Annotated in this window: 16 protein-coding genes; 10 read left to right on the forward strand and 6 right to left on the reverse strand. The window is 69.4% G+C overall.

The genetic code is table 11. The features are described from left to right. The first annotated feature begins 83 nt into the window (after window positions 1–83). The 3 genes from C5B97_RS00090 to C5B97_RS00100 all read left to right on the forward strand — a co-directional run bounded on the left by C5B97_RS00090 (window position 84) and on the right by C5B97_RS00100 (window position 4,337). Entirely contained in the window at window positions 84–2,255 is a 2,172-nt protein-coding gene (locus tag C5B97_RS00090; protein WP_104310132.1) for an ATP-dependent Clp protease ATP-binding subunit, read from the forward strand. A 244-nt stretch (window positions 2,256–2,499) separates the two neighbouring features. Further along, a complete protein-coding gene (locus C5B97_RS00095) occupies window positions 2,500–3,027 on the forward strand; it encodes a hypothetical protein (RefSeq protein ID WP_104310133.1) in 528 nt (175 codons plus the stop codon). A 101-nt stretch (window positions 3,028–3,128) separates the two neighbouring features. Beyond that, complete coding sequence (locus tag C5B97_RS00100) at window positions 3,129–4,337, forward strand: hypothetical protein (RefSeq protein ID WP_104310134.1); 1,209 nt, start codon at window positions 3,129–3,131, stop codon at window positions 4,335–4,337. Between the two features lie 113 nt (window positions 4,338–4,450). Here the strand turns inward: C5B97_RS00100 and C5B97_RS00105 are convergent, their stop codons facing one another. Together C5B97_RS00105 and C5B97_RS00110 are read right to left on the reverse strand one after the other, a co-directional pair. Continuing rightward, window positions 4,451–5,230, reverse strand: a complete 780-nt coding sequence (locus C5B97_RS00105; protein ID WP_104310135.1) for an isocitrate lyase/phosphoenolpyruvate mutase family protein — start codon at window positions 5,228–5,230, stop codon at window positions 4,451–4,453. Window positions 5,231–5,354: 124 nt separating this feature from the next. Then, the gene (locus C5B97_RS00110; protein ID WP_104310136.1) at window positions 5,355–5,936 is read right to left on the reverse strand and encodes a nitroreductase family protein; all 582 of its coding nucleotides are present in this window, start codon (window positions 5,934–5,936) and stop codon (window positions 5,355–5,357) included. A gap of 171 nt (window positions 5,937–6,107) precedes the next feature. Here C5B97_RS00110 and C5B97_RS00115 point away from each other — a divergent pair, with 171 nt between their 5' ends. Genes C5B97_RS00115 through C5B97_RS00125 form a run of 3 tightly spaced genes read left to right on the forward strand, consistent with a single transcriptional unit; the run spans window position 6,108 to window position 8,354 of the window. Further along, the gene (locus tag C5B97_RS00115) at window positions 6,108–6,806 is read left to right on the forward strand and encodes an NUDIX domain-containing protein (RefSeq protein WP_104310137.1); all 699 of its coding nucleotides are present in this window, start codon (window positions 6,108–6,110) and stop codon (window positions 6,804–6,806) included. Beyond that, window positions 6,799–7,692, forward strand: coding sequence for a dihydrodipicolinate synthase family protein (locus C5B97_RS00120; RefSeq protein ID WP_258067802.1), 894 nt, complete (start codon window positions 6,799–6,801; stop codon window positions 7,690–7,692). The genes C5B97_RS00115 and C5B97_RS00120 overlap by 8 nt, the downstream gene beginning before the upstream one ends. 50 nt (window positions 7,693–7,742) lie before the next feature. Next, window positions 7,743–8,354: a 2'-5' RNA ligase family protein gene (locus C5B97_RS00125; RefSeq protein ID WP_258067803.1), complete on the forward strand. Its 612-nt coding sequence runs from the start codon at window positions 7,743–7,745 to the stop codon at window positions 8,352–8,354. A 148-nt stretch (window positions 8,355–8,502) separates the two neighbouring features. Here the strand turns inward: C5B97_RS00125 and C5B97_RS00130 are convergent, their stop codons facing one another. Beyond that, on the reverse strand, window positions 8,503–9,516 hold the full coding sequence (locus C5B97_RS00130; RefSeq protein WP_104310138.1) for a DMT family transporter: 1,014 nt from the start codon (window positions 9,514–9,516) through the stop codon (window positions 8,503–8,505). 38 nt (window positions 9,517–9,554) lie between these two features. Between C5B97_RS00130 and C5B97_RS00135 the strand changes: the two genes are divergently transcribed. After that, the gene (locus C5B97_RS00135) at window positions 9,555–10,100 is read left to right on the forward strand and encodes a CGNR zinc finger domain-containing protein (RefSeq protein ID WP_104310139.1); all 546 of its coding nucleotides are present in this window, start codon (window positions 9,555–9,557) and stop codon (window positions 10,098–10,100) included. A gap of 106 nt (window positions 10,101–10,206) precedes the next feature. Here C5B97_RS00135 and C5B97_RS00140 read toward each other — a convergent pair whose 3' ends face one another. From C5B97_RS00140 to C5B97_RS00150, 3 genes are all read right to left on the reverse strand, one after another. Further along, window positions 10,207–10,545, reverse strand: coding sequence for a P-II family nitrogen regulator (locus C5B97_RS00140; RefSeq protein WP_104310140.1), 339 nt, complete (start codon window positions 10,543–10,545; stop codon window positions 10,207–10,209). Between the two features lie 121 nt (window positions 10,546–10,666). Beyond that, on the reverse strand, window positions 10,667–11,920 hold the full coding sequence (locus tag C5B97_RS00145; RefSeq protein WP_104310141.1) for an ammonium transporter: 1,254 nt from the start codon (window positions 11,918–11,920) through the stop codon (window positions 10,667–10,669). Window positions 11,921–12,002: 82 nt separating this feature from the next. Continuing rightward, on the reverse strand, window positions 12,003–13,052 hold the full coding sequence (locus C5B97_RS00150; protein ID WP_181026833.1) for a phosphotransferase enzyme family protein: 1,050 nt from the start codon (window positions 13,050–13,052) through the stop codon (window positions 12,003–12,005). 235 nt (window positions 13,053–13,287) lie between these two features. Between C5B97_RS00150 and C5B97_RS00155 the strand changes: the two genes are divergently transcribed. The 3 genes from C5B97_RS00155 (at window position 13,288) to C5B97_RS00165 (ending at window position 16,175) form a co-directional block, all read left to right on the forward strand. Then, entirely contained in the window at window positions 13,288–14,619 is a 1,332-nt protein-coding gene (locus C5B97_RS00155; RefSeq protein WP_219819736.1) for an aspartate aminotransferase family protein, read from the forward strand. A gap of 291 nt (window positions 14,620–14,910) precedes the next feature. Further along, a complete protein-coding gene (locus tag C5B97_RS00160) occupies window positions 14,911–15,573 on the forward strand; it encodes a GAP family protein (RefSeq protein WP_104310143.1) in 663 nt (220 codons plus the stop codon). A gap of 41 nt (window positions 15,574–15,614) precedes the next feature. Continuing rightward, complete coding sequence (locus tag C5B97_RS00165) at window positions 15,615–16,175, forward strand: hypothetical protein (protein WP_181026834.1); 561 nt, start codon at window positions 15,615–15,617, stop codon at window positions 16,173–16,175. The last annotated feature ends 35 nt before the right edge of the window (window positions 16,176–16,210 follow it).

Below are 16,210 nucleotides of genomic sequence, written 5' to 3' on the forward strand. Positions count from 1 at the left end.
CGCGCTCCAGACTCTAAACTTGAGTCATCACGACTCAACTCTTGTTCGTCTGAGTCGAAAGCACACGTTCAACAAGGAGCCCCATGGCAAACATGCAAGGCGCTCAGGCACCAGACGAAGAGGCCAAGAGCGCACTCGAACAATACGGAATCAACCTCACCGACATCGCCCGCTCGGGCAAGCTCGACCCGGTCATCGGGCGTGACTCCGAGATCCGCCGCGTCAGCCAGGTGCTGACCCGCCGCACGAAGAACAACCCCGTGCTGATCGGCGAGCCCGGCGTCGGGAAGACCTCGGTCGTCGAAGGCCTCGCCCAGCGCATCGTCGCCGGCGACGTCGCCGAGTCGCTCAAGGACAAGGAGCTCGTGAGCCTCGACATGTCGGCGCTCATCGCGGGGGCCAAGTACCGCGGCGACTTCGAAGAGCGGCTCAAGGCGGTGCTCAAGGAGATCACCGAGTCCGACGGCCGCATCATCACCTTCATCGACGAGCTGCACACCCTCATGGGCGCTGGCGGCGGCGAGTCGAGCATCTCGGCCGCCAACATGCTCAAGCCCATGCTCGCCCGCGGCGAGCTGCGCCTCATCGGCGCGACGACGCTCGACGAGTACCGCCAGTTCATCGAGTCGGATGCGGCGCTCGAGCGACGCTTCCAGCAGGTGTTCGTGGGCGAGCCCAGCGTCGAAGACTCGATCGCCATCCTCCGCGGCCTGAAGGAGCGGTACGAGGCGCACCACAAGGTCTCGATCGCCGACCAGGCGCTCGTCGCCGCCGCCGCCCTCTCGAATCGCTACATCACCGGCCGCAAGCTGCCGGACAAGGCGATCGACCTGATCGACGAGGCCGCGTCCCGCCTCCGCATGGAGATCGACTCCTCGCCGGTCGAGGTCGACACGCTCCAGCGGCAGGTCGACCGGCTTCGCCTCGAGGAGCTGGCGCTCAAGAAGGAGCACGACGACGCGTCCAAGCAGCGTCTCGCCGCGCTCCGTGCCGACCTCGACGCCAAGAATGCGCGCCTGGGGGAGCTGAAGGAGCGCTGGAACGTCGAGCGCGCATCCCTCAACCGCATCGGCGAGCTGCGCGAGCAGCTCGACAACATCCGCATGCGCGCCGACCGTGCGCAGCGCGAGGGCAACCTCGAGCTCGCCTCTCGTCTCCTCTACGGTGAGCTGCCTGGCATTCAGAAGCAGCTGCATGAGGCCGAGGCCACGGAAGATGGCGGGCCCAAGCTCGTCAACGACCACGTCACGGCCGAGGACATCGCCGGGGTCGTGGCCGCGTGGACGGGCATCCCCGTCGGGCGGCTGCTGCAGGGCGAGATGGAGAAGCTCCTCCACCTGGAGGGTGAGCTCGGCAAGCGACTCGTCGGCCAAGAGAAGGCCGCCGCGACGGTGGCGGACGCGATCCGCCGCACCCGCGCGGGCATCGCAGACCCCGACCGTCCCACCGGCTCGTTCCTGTTCCTCGGCCCGACCGGTGTCGGCAAGACGGAGCTGGCGCGTGCGCTCGCCGAGCTCCTCTTCGACGACGAGAAGGCCATGATCCGCATCGACATGTCGGAGTACGGGGAGAAGCACTCCGTCGCCCGACTCGTCGGCGCCCCTCCCGGGTACGTCGGCTACGAGCAGGGCGGGCAGCTCACGGAGGCCGTGCGGCGCAGGCCGTACTCGGTGGTGCTGTTCGACGAGGTCGAGAAGGCACATCCGGAGGTCTTCGACATCCTCCTGCAGGTGCTCGACGACGGGCGGCTCACCGACGGGCAGGGCCGCACGGTCGACTTCCGAAACGTCATCCTCATCCTCACCTCCAACCTGGGCTCGCAGTTCCTCATCGACCCGCTGCTCTCCCAGGAGGAGCGCGAGGACCGCGTCATGGCGGCTGTCCGGCAGTCGTTCAAGCCGGAGTTCGTGAACCGCCTCGACGACATCGTCGTGTTCAGCGCGCTCTCGCAGGACGAGCTCGCGCAGATCGTGGCGCTCTACATCGACCGGCTGCAGCGCAGGCTCGGTGAGCGGAGGCTCACGATCAAGGTCGACGACGATGCGCGGGCGTGGCTCGCCGAGCGCGGCTACGACCCCATCTACGGGGCCCGGCCGCTGCGGCGCCTCATGCAGCGCGAGATCGACGACCGCCTCGCCCGGGCGCTCCTCGCGGGCACCGTGCGCGACGGCGACACCGTCTCGGTGGTCGTGGCGAGCGACGGCGACTCGCTCAACGTGCAGTCGACGACGCCGCACACGGCCGCAGTGGAGTAGGAGGCAACCCCGCTGCTTGCAGCCCGAGCCCCGGCTAGCCGTGGCCGAAGAGTGAGCCAGATGCATCCTCCAGCCCGCTGGAGCCTGCGCCTGGCTCACTTTTCGCGTGGTGGATGCGGGCGGGGGCAGGGGCGAGGGGCAGCGAATGCGCGGGGAGCGGCTGCGTGGTGCCGGACATCTCTGGTGGGTAACTCGGGCGCGTCGTGCGCATCGCCTGTCCGCATCCGCGCTTATCTTGAGCGGCATGGAGCACCTGCGCTGGATACTGCCACTCATCGCCGCGCCCGTCGTCGCCGTGCTCGGCATCGTCGGCGTCATCGCCCTCTCGTTCCGGAGGCTCACGTCCGCGCCGGTCGCGAGCGACGACGTCATGGTGCTGTTCGGTCGCGACGCCTACCAGTTCTTCCTCGGCACGCTCGTGCCGTTCGTGCTCCTGGTCTTCATCGTCGGCCTCATCGTCTACGCCGTCTACGCCGTCGGGACGACGTTCGGGTGGATCGCGCTCCGTGAGACCCCGCTCTTCAAGGCGTGGATGCTGCCGCTGCTGTTCTCACCGGCCATCGCGGTCGTCGCGTTCTTCGTCGTCGCGTTCATGCCGTTCGTCGCAGGTCCGAGCGAGGCGCTCGTGCCGGTCGTCAGCGCACTCGGCGCGTTCATGGTGTGCCTCGCCGTCGCGGGTGCGCTGTGGTTCCGTGCGACGCTCGGCGCCCGCGCCAGCAAGCGCGCCGCGGAGGCGGCGCCGGTGACCGGCGAGGTCGGCGTCACCGCCTGAGATCGTCCTCGTACCCGCATTCGGGTGCCGTTTCCGCTTCTGCGACGGAGCGGGGAGGACTGACCTGGCCGAACGTCGGCGGGCGGTCGTACGTTGGCAGGATGACGTCGAAACGAGGCTCTCAGGTCGGTCGCTTCATCTGGCTCGGGATGCTCGTCGCCCTGGTCATCTTCGGGCTGGCAACCGCGCCTGAGCTGCTCGAGGGGCTCCACCTCGGTCCAGGGGCAGACGAGGTCGCGTTCAGCTTCGCCACGCTCGCGTACTTCCTGCTCCTCCCCGCCGCGCTGCTCGCGCTGGTGATCCTGTCGACGTACGTCGTCCGCGTCGACCTCCTGCACGCCATGGAGAGTCGGTGGGCATCCCGGATTCGTACTGAGTCAGGCGCCACCAAATCCAGCAACGCCGAGAAGTTGCGGAGGCGAGGACGTTGGGCGCTGCCGCTGCTTGCGCTGGCCGGAACGCTTGCGCTCACCGCGGCTGTCGTCGCCCTGGCCTTCACCGGGTATGACGGGGGTCCGTACGCGGAAGATGACGTCGCCCGGACACTCAGGGGTCTCGGCCTGGCGCTGCTGTTCTGGGCTAGCGTTCTCCTCGCAGTACTTCTGCTCTTCGGACTCGGGCGGGCGTCGCTTCGCGGGGCGGCTGCGAATCGACGAGAGAGCAGGCACCGCAAAGGCAACTACACGCGCAAGGAGCGTTCGCAGCTCGAGACTCAGCGGTACTCGCATGACCGGCTTGCGGCCGCGCTCCGCTTCCGAGATGAGCTGCTCGATGAACGCGTTCCGCAGACCATCGATGTCTGGGACTTCGGAGCCGCGGACGGCGAGGTGTTCTTCCAGGACGCGCCGGCGACCTATGCGCGGTACTACGGCCGCGACGTCGCGTACTCGACGAGTTCAGGCTTCTTCTTCGGCCACCCGGCTTTCGTCGTGGCTGGTCTCGCGGTGACCGCCATGGGCAACGCCTCGGCGCGATCTCGAGCTCAGATGGAAGCCACGGAGCAATGGCGCGAGTGGCAGACCGCTCGTGTCCTCGTCTCGAACCAGCGCCTCGTGTGCTTTGCGGGTGGGCGGTGGTTGTCGTTCTGGTACTCGGGCGTCGTGGCCAGCTATCCGTCAATGCGCGAGCGCACGCTCACCCTGCAGTTCGGTGATGCGGAACCGCTCATGCTTGTCGGTGACCACGTGCCACTCGCCATCGTCATGGCGACGTATTCGATGCACGGGCGGCGCGGCCTGCTCGGACACCCCGACCTGGTCGCCGCTGCTGCTGCGCTCAGCGCCCCGGTTCGTGATGTGCGAGAGCCCTAAGCAGAGTCGTCGAGGCCCGCGTTCTGAACGCCGAGAGCGGCCTTGTGGTCGTCAGAACTCAGTTCTGACGACCACAAGGCCGCTCTGTGCTGGCCCCGAATGGGGCGTCGCGACTAGTTCAGCGCGGGCGTGTCCTCCGGGATGACGCCCGTGCCGTACAGGTCGGTGGCGAGGTCGCGAAGCGCGCGCAGTGCGACGCGCTGCGTGAGCGGGCCGTAGGAGACGCGGGCGACGCCGAGCTCCTGGAACTCTGCCGCCGTCAGCGCGCCGGGGAGTCCGATGACGGACAGCTTGCCGACGCCGAGACCCTCGACGAGCGGCTCGACCGTCTCACGGTTGACGGCGCCCGGCACGAAGACGAGGGATGCGCCAGCGTCGAGGAACGCGCGACCGCGGGCGATCGCGTCGTCGATGCTCTCGGAGATGGGGCGCTCGCCGCCGCGCACGATAGCGTCGGTGCGCGCGTTCAGCTGGAAGTTGACGCCCTCGCCCTCGGCTGCGCGGATGATGGCGGCGACGCGGGCGACCGACTCGTCGAACGGACGCAGACGGTCCTCGACGTTGGCGCCCACGATGCCGAGCCCGATGGCGCGGCGGATGGTCTCGGCCGGGTCCTCGAAGCCGTCGTCGAGGTCGGCCGTGACGGGCAGGTCGACAGCGTCGACGATGACCTTGGCGCCCGCGAGGGCGACGTCGAGGGGCATGGTGCCGTCGGCGTAGCCGTAGGAGGCGGCTATGGAGTGGCCCGCGGTCGCGATGGCCTTCGTCTCGGGAAGGGCCGCGACGGTCTGGGCGCTGATCGCGTCCCACACGTTCACGACTCGCAGGATCTCCCGGGCCTGGTGAAGTTCTGCCAAGCGATTGGCGCGGTCTGCTGTGCTGACATCCGTCATCGTGCTGTCCTCTGCTTCTGGTGATGCGGGCCGGGGCGACCCGAGCGATATGGCCGTGCGGCCACGGTCACTGTTCTTACGGCACCCGGCTGATGCCGGGCGGTGAGCCTCGTCGGGCCGCGGCTCAGCGCTCGATCGACGCGAAGTCGCTGAGCTCGCGTCGTGAGCGCGGCGACGTGTCGCGGGCGCGGATCTTCTCGTTCACGGCGTCCGAGTCGTCGTGCTGGCCGACGGCGATGACCGTGATCGGGGTCCGACCGGAGGGCAGCTCGAGCGCCTCGGCGAGCGCATCCACGTGGAAGCCGCCCATCTGGTGCGTGTGGAGGCCACGCGACTGCGCCTCGATCGAGAGGTGCGCCGCAACTGCGCCCGCGTCGTACTCGGCCCAGCGCAGCGCCTTCCCGTCGCGCTCATGCTCGACGGTGACGGCGATGAGGAGCGAGGCACGGTCCGCCCAGGCCAGGTTGAAGTCCATGAGGGCGCCGTAGATCTTGTCGAACGTCGCCGTGCCGCGGGCCCCAGCGACGAGGGTCGTCGGCTGCGTGTTGCTCGCCGAGGGCGCCCACCGCCCGGCTTCGAAGATCGCCGTGAGGTCCTCATCGGAGATCTCATGGTTCGCGTCGAAACCGCGCGGGCTCCAACGGTCGGAGAGGGCGTCGAGGATCGGGACGGAAGTCTCGTTGCGGACGGTCAGCTGCTCGGTCATGTGACTCCGTTCTTGGCGCGATGCGCGGGTCTGCGGGGGGAGATGGCCGTGGCCACCCGTACGGCAACAACCAGTTGTAGCTGCAAGCTATTCCCCCGAGCTGTGCGGGGCGATCAGGGTTACGGCGTATTTCCAGATGCGCCCGCCCAAGCCCGTGCGTATCTTTGGGGCATGTCGCATCCACACACCCACGGGCATCTCGGCGTCGACGTGCCCGACAGCCGCGGTCGCACGGGCCTCGATCGCGTCGGACGTGACCTGACCCGCAACCCCAACGTCGAGGTCGAGAACGTCGAGGTCACGTCCGACGGCTGGCACGTTCTGCGGCGCACGACGTTCCGGTACCGCGGACGCGACGGCGAATGGGCGACGCAGCAGCGCGAGACCTACGACCGCGGCAACGGCGCCACGATCCTGCTCTACGACCTCGACGCACGCAAAGTGCTCCTCGGCCGCCAGTTCCGCTACCCCGTCTACGTCAACGGACACGAAGACGGCATGCTCCTCGAGACCGCCGCCGGCCTCCTCGATGGCGACTCCCCGGAGGACGCGATCCGCCGCGAAGCCGAGGAGGAGCTCGGCGTCGTCGTCGGCCAGGTCACCCCGGTCTTCGAGCTGTTCATGAGCCCAGGGTCGGTGACCGAGAGCATCCACTTCTTCGCAGCCCCCTGGTCGGCCGACGCGTCAGTCACCGGCGGTGGCGGCGTCGAAGAGGAGGGCGAGGAGATCGAATCGGTCGCCCTCGACTTCGACGAGGCGCTGCGGATGATCGCGAGCGGCGAGATCCAAGACGCGAAGACCGTGCTGCTGCTGCAGTGGGCGGCCTTGAACCTGCCCTGGCCCGCCTCGCGAGGAGGAACCCATGTCTGACCCGTTGTTCGAGGGCCTCAGCGCCTTCCCCCTCACGCCCATCACATCAACAGGCGTCGACGCGGCCCGCTACGCCGGGCTCGTCGAGCGGATGCAGGCGGCCGGGGTCGACTCCATCAGCGCGCTTGGCTCGACCGGCAGCTACGCCTACCTCGACGTCGCCGAGCGGGCATCCGTCGCGAAGCTCACCGTGCAGCACGCCGGGCCCGTGCCCGTCATCGTCGGCATCGGCGCGCTCCGGACCCGCGATGTGCTCGAGAACCTCCGCTCGGCAGAAGATGCCGGCGCCGCGGCCGTCCTCCTCGCCCCGGTGTCATACCAGCCGCTCACCGAGGACGAGGTCTACGGGCTCTACGAAGACGTCGCCGCCACCTCGAGCCTGCCGATCATCGTCTACGACAACCCCACCACCACGGGGATCGTCGTGAGCGACGCCCTGCACGCGCGCATCGCCGGCCTCGACCTCGTACGGTCGATCAAGATCCCGCCAGCATCGCTGGACGTGGCACAGGTGAGCTCGCGAGTCACCGCGCTCCGCGACGCGGTGGGCCGGCCCATCTCCGTCGGCATCAGCGGCGACCCCTACGCCGCGGCCGGCCTGCTCGGCGGATGCGACGTCTGGTACTCGGTGCTCGCCGGCGTTCTCCCCACCGAGTGCCTCGCCATCACCCGGGCCGCGCTCCGGGGCGAGGCGGAGCTCGCGCTCAGCCTCTCGGCGCGACTCGACCCGCTCTGGGAGCTGTTCCGCGCCCACGGCAGCTACCGCGTCGCATCCGCCATCGCCGCCCAGCTCGAACTCGTGCCAACCGTCAACCTGCCGAGGCCCGTGCACGAGCTGGATGCATCGGGCCAGCGCGCGGTCGCGGCGGCGCTCCGCGCGATCTGAGGTGGGGCGGTCGGCGGGTGGTGGGTGCGCCGGGGTTCGGCGGGTGAGGCGTGAGTGAGATCGTCAGCCTCGAGCTGCTGTTCGACCCCGTGACCGAGGCCCGTATCCGGGACGAGTGGCGCGTGCTGCAGGAGCTCGGCGTGTCCAGCATGGGCGCCCACACGAGTGCCAGCAACCGTCCGCATCTGTCGCTGCTGGTGCGCGGCGGTGTCGCCCCGGTCGACGCTGCAGGGCTGAATGTTGGTGTTGGTGCTGGCGCCGCCGCGGAGTCCGAGCCCGATGCTGCGACGGTGCATCCTCCGCTCGTGTCTGCCGAAGTGCGCCGAGCATCCGGTCGCCTCCCCCTGGCGGTGACGTTGGGTGCGCCCCTGCTGTTCCGGCACGGCGACCGCGCGGTGCTCGCCCGGACCGTGCTGCCGACGAGCGGCTTGCTTGAGCTCCACGCCGAGGTGCACGCGCTCTCCGGAACGGTCTCGGCCGCCTCGGATCTGCCGCACACGACGCCGGGAAGCTGGACGCCGCACGTCACCCTTGCCCGACGCCTGAAGCTGACCGACCTGGATCGCGCACTCTCGGCGCTCGAGCTGGAGCCGATCGAGGCGCAGGCCACCGAGCTGCGGCTCTGGGACGCGCGCGTCGGCACCGCGCACCAGCTCGCCTGACCAACATGAGTGCAGAATCGGCCCGCGCGGCCGGTTTGCGCCGGTTTTCGAGCGATATCGCACTGATGTTGGTCAGAGCGCCCGCCGCCCGCGGCTGACCCGCCGTCGCGAGCCGAGCGAGCCGAGCGAGCCGAACGAATCGTGCAGGTCAGCGGGTGATGCGAGCTTCGCCGAGCCGGACGACGACCACGCCGACGAGGATCAGCGCGCCGCCGGCCAGCTGCACCGGGTTGGGGAGCTCGCCGAGCAGCAGCCACGCGAACAGCACGGCGCCGACGACCTCGGAGAGCCCGACAAACGAGGTCAGTCGCGGACCGAGGCGGCGCGCGGCCGCGATGCCGGTGACGTAGGCCCCCGCCGCAGTCACGAGCCCGAGCACGAGGACCGCGGCCCACCATGGCATGGACGCCCCGCCGAGCTGGACCGGCGCATCCGTCACGGTCATCGGCAGCACGCCGACCAGCCCGGCGAGTCCGAGCACGATGGCTCCGACAAGCAGTCCGCCACCCGCGAGCGCGGCTGCGGGGAGTTCGGTGTCGGTGTCGGCCGACATGACGAAGTAGAAGGCGACGCCGAGCATCGCGCCGAGCGCCCAGAGCACGCCGACAGGATCGAGCTGGACGCCACCGAAGATCTGCAGCACGAGCAGCAGTCCGCCGGCCGCGATGCCCGCGCCGATGAGCGTGAGGGCGTGGGGGCGCTGGCGGTGCCGCAGCCACATCCACAGCACGACGATGGCCGGTGCCGTGTACTCGATGAGCAGGGCGACGCCGACCTGCAGGGTCGCGACGGCCGTGAAGTAGGCGAGCTGCGTGCCGGCGACGGCGATGGCTCCGTAGACGCCGAGGCGAATCAGGTTGCCGCGGTCGGCGAGAAGGTGCCAGCGGCCGCGCAGCGCCAGGAGCGCCACGGGGGCCAGCGCGAGTGCGGCGAGGGAGACGCGTGCCGTGACGGCGGCACCGGGTGTCCAGCCGGCATCGAGGAGTCCGCGAGCGAAGGGGCCGGACAGGGCGAAGGCGCCCGCCGAGATCAGGGCGAAGACGAGGCCCGATGCGAGGCGCGAGTTGGCCGCAGGCGCGAGGGGTGCAAGCGGTGCCGTGTTCGGCGCTGGCGTGCTCGCCGCGGCGGCTGCGGTCGTCGAGTCATTGGCGTTTGTCTTCATAGAACATGACACTAGCTCTCGTTTGGTAATCTGCAAAGGTGCTTTTCACCAATGACACGGAGGAGGCGCTCGCTGCAGCCGCGGCGATCGTCAACAGCGACGTCGAGCCCCGCACGCTCCGCACCCGGGACGAGCTCGCGGACTTCTTCCGCGACCTCGGCTACACGGGCCGCTTCGACGGGGACGACGCCGAGTTCGAGCGCGTCCGCGCGATCCGACCTCGCCTGCGGGAGCTGCTCACCGCCGACCGGGACTCGGCCGCGGCCCTCGTCAACCAGACGCTCGTCGAGTACGACGCCACCCCGCAGCTCGTCCGCCACGACACGCACGACTGGCACCTGCACGCCGTCGGCGCCGAGCGTCCCTTCGACGAGCGCGTCTCGGTCGAGACGGCGCTCGCGGTCGTCGACCTCATCCGCGCCGACGAGATGTCGCGCCTCGGCATCTGCAGCGCCGACGGCTGCGACGGCATCGTCGTCGACCTCACCCGCAACCGCACGAAGCGCTTCTGCTCGACGCGCTGCGCGAACCGCACGGCCGTCGCGGCCTACCGCGCCCGCCGCCGCGAGCATCCGCACGCCTGAGGCTCCGGGAACCAACGCCGAGGCACGAAGTTGTGGCCCGTTGCTGCTCCCAGTGCCGGGAACAACAACGGGCCACAACGCTCTTGGGGGAGCCGGCCGGCGCGAGCTACACGGCGGCGGGCCCGGACTCACCGGTGCGGACGCGCATGACGTGGCTCACATCCGTCACCCACACCTTGCCGTCGCCGACGTTGCCAGTGCGGGCCGCCTCGACGACGACCTCGAGCGCCTTGTCGAGGGTCTCGTCGGCGACGAGCACCTCCACGCGCGTCTTGGCGCGGAACGAGACCTTCACGGCCTGACCCCGGTAGTACTCGGTGAGCCCCTTCTGGTGGCCGTGCCCCTCCACCGCGGTGATGGTGAGGCCCGTGAAGCCTGCCGCCTCGAGGGCGTCCTTCACGTCGTCGACCTTTGTCGGCTGGATCACTGCGGTCACGAGCTTCATCGGCGGGCGCTCCTCTTCTGTGCGGGCGTTGTCTGCGTGTTCTGGTCGTTCGGGACGCGGGGTGTCTGCGTGTTCTGGTCGCGCGGGGCGAACTGCGGTCGGGCGGATGCACCCATCATGGTCAGCGAGTCTCCATCTCGTACGCGCGCTCGGCGTGGATGCCCCGGTCGAGGCCGACCGCTTCCACGTCGTCCGGCACGCGGATGGGCACGATCTTGTTCATGACCCACGCGATGAGGTAGGTCACGACGAACGCGTACACGCAGGTCACGACGATGGCGATCAGCTCGCGCCAGAGGAGGCTCGGGTCGCCGCCGAAGAAGACGCCAGCGATGCCGGCCGGTGCCGCGGCTGCGCCGAGGAACACGACGAACAGGGCTCCGACGATGCCGCCGATGCCGTGCACGGAGAACGCATCGAGCGCGTCGTCGACCTTCGCGCGGTTCTTCCAGCCGATGCAGAGCGCGACGACGGCACCGGTGATGAAGCCGAGCGCGAGGGCACCGACCGGCGTGACCGCATCCGCTGCGGGGGTGATGCCGACGAGGCCCGAGATCATGCCGGTCGCCATGCCGAGCGTTGTGGCGTGCTTGTCGCGGATGCGCTCGATGAGCAGGTAGCCCAAGGCGCCGGTCAGCGCGGAGAGGGTGGTGGTGAGCACGACGTAGCCGGCGAGGAAGTTCGCGCCAGCGGCCGTGCCGCCGTTGAAGCCGATCCAGCCGAAGAACAGGAGGCCCGCGCCGAGCAGCACCAGCGGCATGTTGTGGGGTCGCAGCTCCGTGTTCTTGCGGCGGCCGAGCACCATCGCGAGGGCGACGGCGGAAGCGCCTGCGTTCATGTGCACCGCCGTGCCGCCGGCGTAGTCGTGCAGGCCGAGGACGTTGCGCATCCACCCGCCGACCGTCTCGCCGTCGTCGCTCGTGAACACGAACACCCAGTGGGCGAGGGGCGCGTAGACGAGGATCGTCCAGAGCGCGGCGAAGATCAGCCACGCCCAGTACTTCATGCGGCCGGCGGCGCCTGACGCGACGATCGCGATGCTGATGGCGGCGAACAAGATGTAGAAGGCGCCCCAGTACGCGTCGACGGAGATGATGTCGCCCTCGGACGCGTCGGTCATGAACGACTCCATGCCGACGAACGCGAGCGGGTCGCCGATGATTCCGGCACCGCCAACCGAGTTGCCGAGCACCATGCCGTGCACGAAGAGCACGTAGATGACGGCGACCACGGCCATGGATCCGAAGACCATCATGGCCATGTTGAGCATGTTCTTGCTGTTGAGCATTCCTCCGTAGAAGAACGAGATTCCGGGGAACATCAGGAGGACGAGACCGAATGCGGCGAGCATCCAGGCGAGATCGGCAGCGGGCATACATGGCTCCTTGGGTGGGGGTCATGGGAGAGAGGCGTGCGGGATGCACGGGTGGAGCAGTCGGGGCGTGGTCGCCCCGAAGTCAGTCGACGAGCCAGGTGGGCGAGGCGAGGAAGTTGTCGGCGGCGAGGATGGCCGCGTCGATGACGCCGCCGCCCTGCAGGTCCGGTGGGAGCGCCTCGTCGCGGTGCGTGGTGCTCCAGCCGAGCATCGTGAGGGTGCGCACCATCGAGAGGGCACAGCCGAGCTCGAGCTGCGCATCCATCAGCTGGCCCTCGGATCGATATCCATCGATCCAGTTCCGTGCCATGGTTCGCACCTCCGGCTTGTGCTCCTGGAAGGTGAGGGCAGACGCGAAGTCGTAGAGGAACCAGCTGAAGCCCGAGTCATCGAAGTCGATGACGATGAGGCGCTCGCCGTCGCGGATGACATTGGTCGGGCGGAGGTCTGAGTGGACGAGGCCCCAGTCCTGCCAGCCGGCGGGCGCTGTCTGCACGCGAGTCAGGGCTGCCATCTCGGCGCGCTCGAGGTGGTCGAGCTGCGCCGGGGTGAGGGATGCGCGGCGCCAGTCGCCCCACCGTGCGGTGGACCCGAGCAGGTCGGGAAGGCCCCAGGTGAAGCGGTCGAAGCCGGCGGGCCGCCGCCAGCTCCGGGCGTGGTCGTGCAGGCGTGCCGTGATCTGCCCGAGCTCGGTGAACCACGGGGCCGCGTCGTCGACGTCCTGCAGGATCGAGCCGGTCACGTGCTCGAAGTAGACGGCCTTGAGCGCCGGGCCATCCGGCGACTGGATGCTCTGCGTCACCTGCCCGTCTGTCCCCGGGATCGGGGACGGGACGTCCGCACATCCGGAGTCGCGGATGGCCTCGACCCAGAGCATCTCCGAGCGGAGCTGCTCGTCGCCCTCCTGGTAGCCGGGCTGCTGCAGGCGGACGACGCCGACGGGCTGGCCGCCGAGCTCGACGAGGTACGACGCGTTCTCGGAGACGGAGATGAGCTTCGTCGAGGCCTCCGGTGGGATCCCGAACGCCGCGAGCATCCCGTCGTGCAGCCAGCTGGGCGCGGGCTCACCCTTGACGAGGGCGTCGAAGACGCGCAGCCCCGAGACGGGCTGTTTGAGCGTTGCCTCGATCATGGTCGTCTCCTCGGGCTGGGGTGATCCGGGCGGCGGATGCGCGGGTCGCGGCGGCTTTGGTGTGTGCCGGCTGAGTGCGGGGTGCTCCATGTCTAGGTGCTGATTCGCTGAAGATGCGGCCCAGATGGGCACTCGTTACACACGATTTACCGGGAGGAAACAGTGCGCTTGCCTGCGCCGGTCAGGATCGGAGCGCCGAACGGGCGAAGTGCGCCCGCGGGAGAGGACGCGTCACGTGAGCAGATCGACGATCATGGACGGCAACAGCTACCGGGCGGGGGAGTCCTCTACGGCGGCCGGCACCTCGGCCATGATCGAGCGGCGAACGCGGCTGCTCGGGCCCTCCTACCGGCTCTTCTACTCGAACCCCGTGCACCTCGTTCGCGGCAGCGGCACATACCTCTACGACAGCGACGGCGTGGAGTACCTCGACATGTACAACAACGTCGCGAGCCTCGGCCACGCGCATCCGCGGGTCGTGGAGGCGATGGCGGCGCAGGCCGGCACGCTCAACACGCACACGCGCTACCTGCACGAGGCGATCCTCGACTACACCGAGGACCTGCTCTCGACCATGCCCGCCGAGATCGGCCAGGTCATGTACCAGTGCACCGGCTCGGAGGCGAACGATCTGGCGCTGCGCGTCGCGGCCGCCTACACGGGTGGCAGCGGCGTCATCGTCACGAGCGAGGCGTACCACGGCACGTCCGGGCTCACCTCGGCCGTCTCGCCCGCGCTCGGCAGCGGCCAGACGCTCGGCCTCGAGGTGCGCACGGTGCCGGGGCCCGACACCTACCGCACCGCGCCGGAGCTGGTCGGGGAGAAGCTCGCCGCCGATATCCGCGCCGCGATCGCCGACCTGGCCAAGTACGGGGTGAAGTTCTCGGCGTTCCTCGCCGACTCGGTGTTCTCCTCAGACGGCGTCGCCGCCGACCCGGCTGGCTTCCTCAGGCCCGCGTTCGACGCCGTGCACGAAGCGGGTGGCGTCTGGATCGCGGACGAGGTGCAGCCCGGCTTCGGTCGCCTCGGCCCGCGAATGTGGGGCTTCGCCCGGCACGACATCGTGCCCGACATCGTGACCATGGGGAAGCCCATGGGCAACGGCATCCCCGTCTCCGGCATGGCCGCGCGGCCCGAGGTGCTCGAGCCGTTCGCCACGGGGATCCCGTACTTCAACACCTTCGGCGGCAACCCGGTCGCGATCACGGCCGCGCAGGCGGTGCTCGACGTGCTGCGCGACGAGGGTCTGCCCGAGCGCGCGGCAGTTGTCGGCGATCAGCTGCGCGCCGCGATCCGCTCGGTGGGGGACTCGCGCATCGGCGACGTGCGCGGGGCAGGCCAGTTCACGGGAGTCGAGATCGTGGTCGACCCCGCCTCGAAGACCCCGGACGGTGCGACCGCGCTCGCGCTGGTCAACGCGCTGCGCGAGCACCGAGTGCTCACCTCGACCGCCGGGCCGAACAACAACGTGCTCAAGGTGCGACCCCCACTGTCGTTCCAGGAGCACGACATCGACCGGTTCACGGATGCGCTCGCCGCGGCGCTCGCGGACGTGCCTGCGCGCTGAGGCGACTGTGTCGATGGAGTGCCGCGTCTGCGGCGCTCAGTGGGACGCTCTGGGTCGCCGGGCTGACACTCAAGGTGACGTGGGGTGTGCTTTGCGCAATCTGCGATCGATCCGTGTGCCACGTCACCCTGACTGCCCGGGCAGCAATCAGAGGCGCCTCCTGGGGGCCGCGCCGCGCCGCGCACGGCTGGCGCCCACGCGTGCGCTGTCGGGGTGCCACGTCGCGAGGGGTGAGAGGCCTTTGAGGGTGCCCGCGCCCGGTAGAGTCCACGGCATGCGGGGAAGCGAGCAGTGAGCGGTGGTCTTATCGCGGCGCTCATCGGCCTCGCGGTCGTCGACTCGCTGAACCTGTCGACGATCGCCGTCGTGATCCTCATCCTGCTCACCGTGCAACGGCCCGCCGCGACCGGTTGGGTCTACGCGGCGGGCGCGGTCGTCGCGTTCTTCGGGCTGACGATGCTCGTGTACTTCGGGGCGAGCTTCGCGGGCACGCTCGTCGAGGATATGGCGACGTGGATGCGGCGCATCATCTTCGTGGGCTTCGGGGTCATGTTCGTCGTGTTCGGGGTTCGACGCTTCCGCACGCGCGAGCGCCGCGGCTATCCGCTGCTGCGCTGGGTGAATCCCCTCACTGCGTTCCCACTCGGTGTCGTCGCGACGCTCGCCGACCTCCCGAACGCGTTCCCCATGTTCTTCGCGGTGGAACGGCTCATCGACGCCGAGGTTCCAAGTGCCGCGGCTGTTGCTGCTCTCGCGGGGTACACCGTGATCTACGCCGTGCCGACCGTGGCGGTGCTGGTGGTCGGCATCGTGCTCAAGGATCGCCCCCGCGACCGGTTCCGCGCGGTGTACACGCGCCTCACGAGCGGCGAGGTGAGCGCGAGCCGACCCATGGCCGGGCTGCACTTCACGCTCGCGGCCGTCTGCGTCGCAGTCGCCGCCTTCTTCGTGTGAGCAGTGTGGGCATCGTGGCGGCCATGGGTAGTCTCACTCACATGAGCGTCGAGAAGCCGGAGCGGTCGGCCGCTGCCATCGTGGTCGGCTGTGTCGGGTTCCTGCTTGTGGCTGGGTACGCGGGCCTCGGGATGCTGCAGGTTCTTGTGCTCGACCCTCTCGCAGCGGTCCCCGACATGACCCTCGAGGAGATCTACATCCACGCAGCTCGCCCCAACGAGACCATTCACGTCTGGGTGGTTGTCATGCTCCTGGGTCCGGGGCTGCTGCTGGGGTTCGTAAGTCTTGTGCTCTCCTGCCGGAGGGGCGCGACGTGGGTCCAGAGCGCTGCCGTGGCAGCGGGACTCCTGTTCCTCGGTGGACTTCCTTTCTTCTGGGCGTGGTTCGGTGTCGGCATGAATATCGCGGATGCGTTCGGCACCGGCGGTGGCGACCACACTGGCTTGAGTGCAGTCATGTGGGCGACGAGCGGATGCGCCGCGCTGGTCTTGCTCCTGCTCGCGGTCTGGGTGGGCGTCAGGAGCGGCGTCAGGGCTTGGTGGGGCCGTCGCGCTGTGCTCGCCCAGCCGGAATTCGCTGACTCGCCACATAGCGAGGCGTAGCATCGGACGGAACCCCACTTCCGGGTTCGCGACGC

The organism is Pseudoclavibacter sp. RFBB5 (assembly GCF_002931555.1).
In the GTDB taxonomy this organism is placed as follows: Bacteria; Actinomycetota; Actinomycetes; order Actinomycetales; family Microbacteriaceae; genus Pseudoclavibacter.

Coding starts and splice junctions, on each gene's coding strand:
- C5B97_RS00090 (WP_104310132.1), top strand. CDS start 84: ATGGCAAACATGCAAGGCGCTCAGGCACCAGACGAAGAGGCCAAGAGC.
- C5B97_RS00095 (WP_104310133.1), top strand. CDS start 2,500: ATGGAGCACCTGCGCTGGATACTGCCACTCATCGCCGCGCCCGTCGTC.
- C5B97_RS00100 (WP_104310134.1), top strand. CDS start 3,129: ATGACGTCGAAACGAGGCTCTCAGGTCGGTCGCTTCATCTGGCTCGGG.
- C5B97_RS00105 (WP_104310135.1), bottom strand. CDS start 5,230: ATGACGGATGTCAGCACAGCAGACCGCGCCAATCGCTTGGCAGAACTT.
- C5B97_RS00110 (WP_104310136.1), bottom strand. CDS start 5,936: ATGACCGAGCAGCTGACCGTCCGCAACGAGACTTCCGTCCCGATCCTC.
- C5B97_RS00115 (WP_104310137.1), top strand. CDS start 6,108: ATGTCGCATCCACACACCCACGGGCATCTCGGCGTCGACGTGCCCGAC.
- C5B97_RS00120 (WP_258067802.1), top strand. CDS start 6,799: ATGTCTGACCCGTTGTTCGAGGGCCTCAGCGCCTTCCCCCTCACGCCC.
- C5B97_RS00130 (WP_104310138.1), bottom strand. CDS start 9,516: ATGAAGACAAACGCCAATGACTCGACGACCGCAGCCGCCGCGGCGAGC.
- C5B97_RS00140 (WP_104310140.1), bottom strand. CDS start 10,545: ATGAAGCTCGTGACCGCAGTGATCCAGCCGACAAAGGTCGACGACGTG.
- C5B97_RS00145 (WP_104310141.1), bottom strand. CDS start 11,920: ATGCCCGCTGCCGATCTCGCCTGGATGCTCGCCGCATTCGGTCTCGTC.
- C5B97_RS00150 (WP_181026833.1), bottom strand. CDS start 13,052: ATGATCGAGGCAACGCTCAAACAGCCCGTCTCGGGGCTGCGCGTCTTC.
- C5B97_RS00165 (WP_181026834.1), top strand. CDS start 15,615: ATGAGCGTCGAGAAGCCGGAGCGGTCGGCCGCTGCCATCGTGGTCGGC.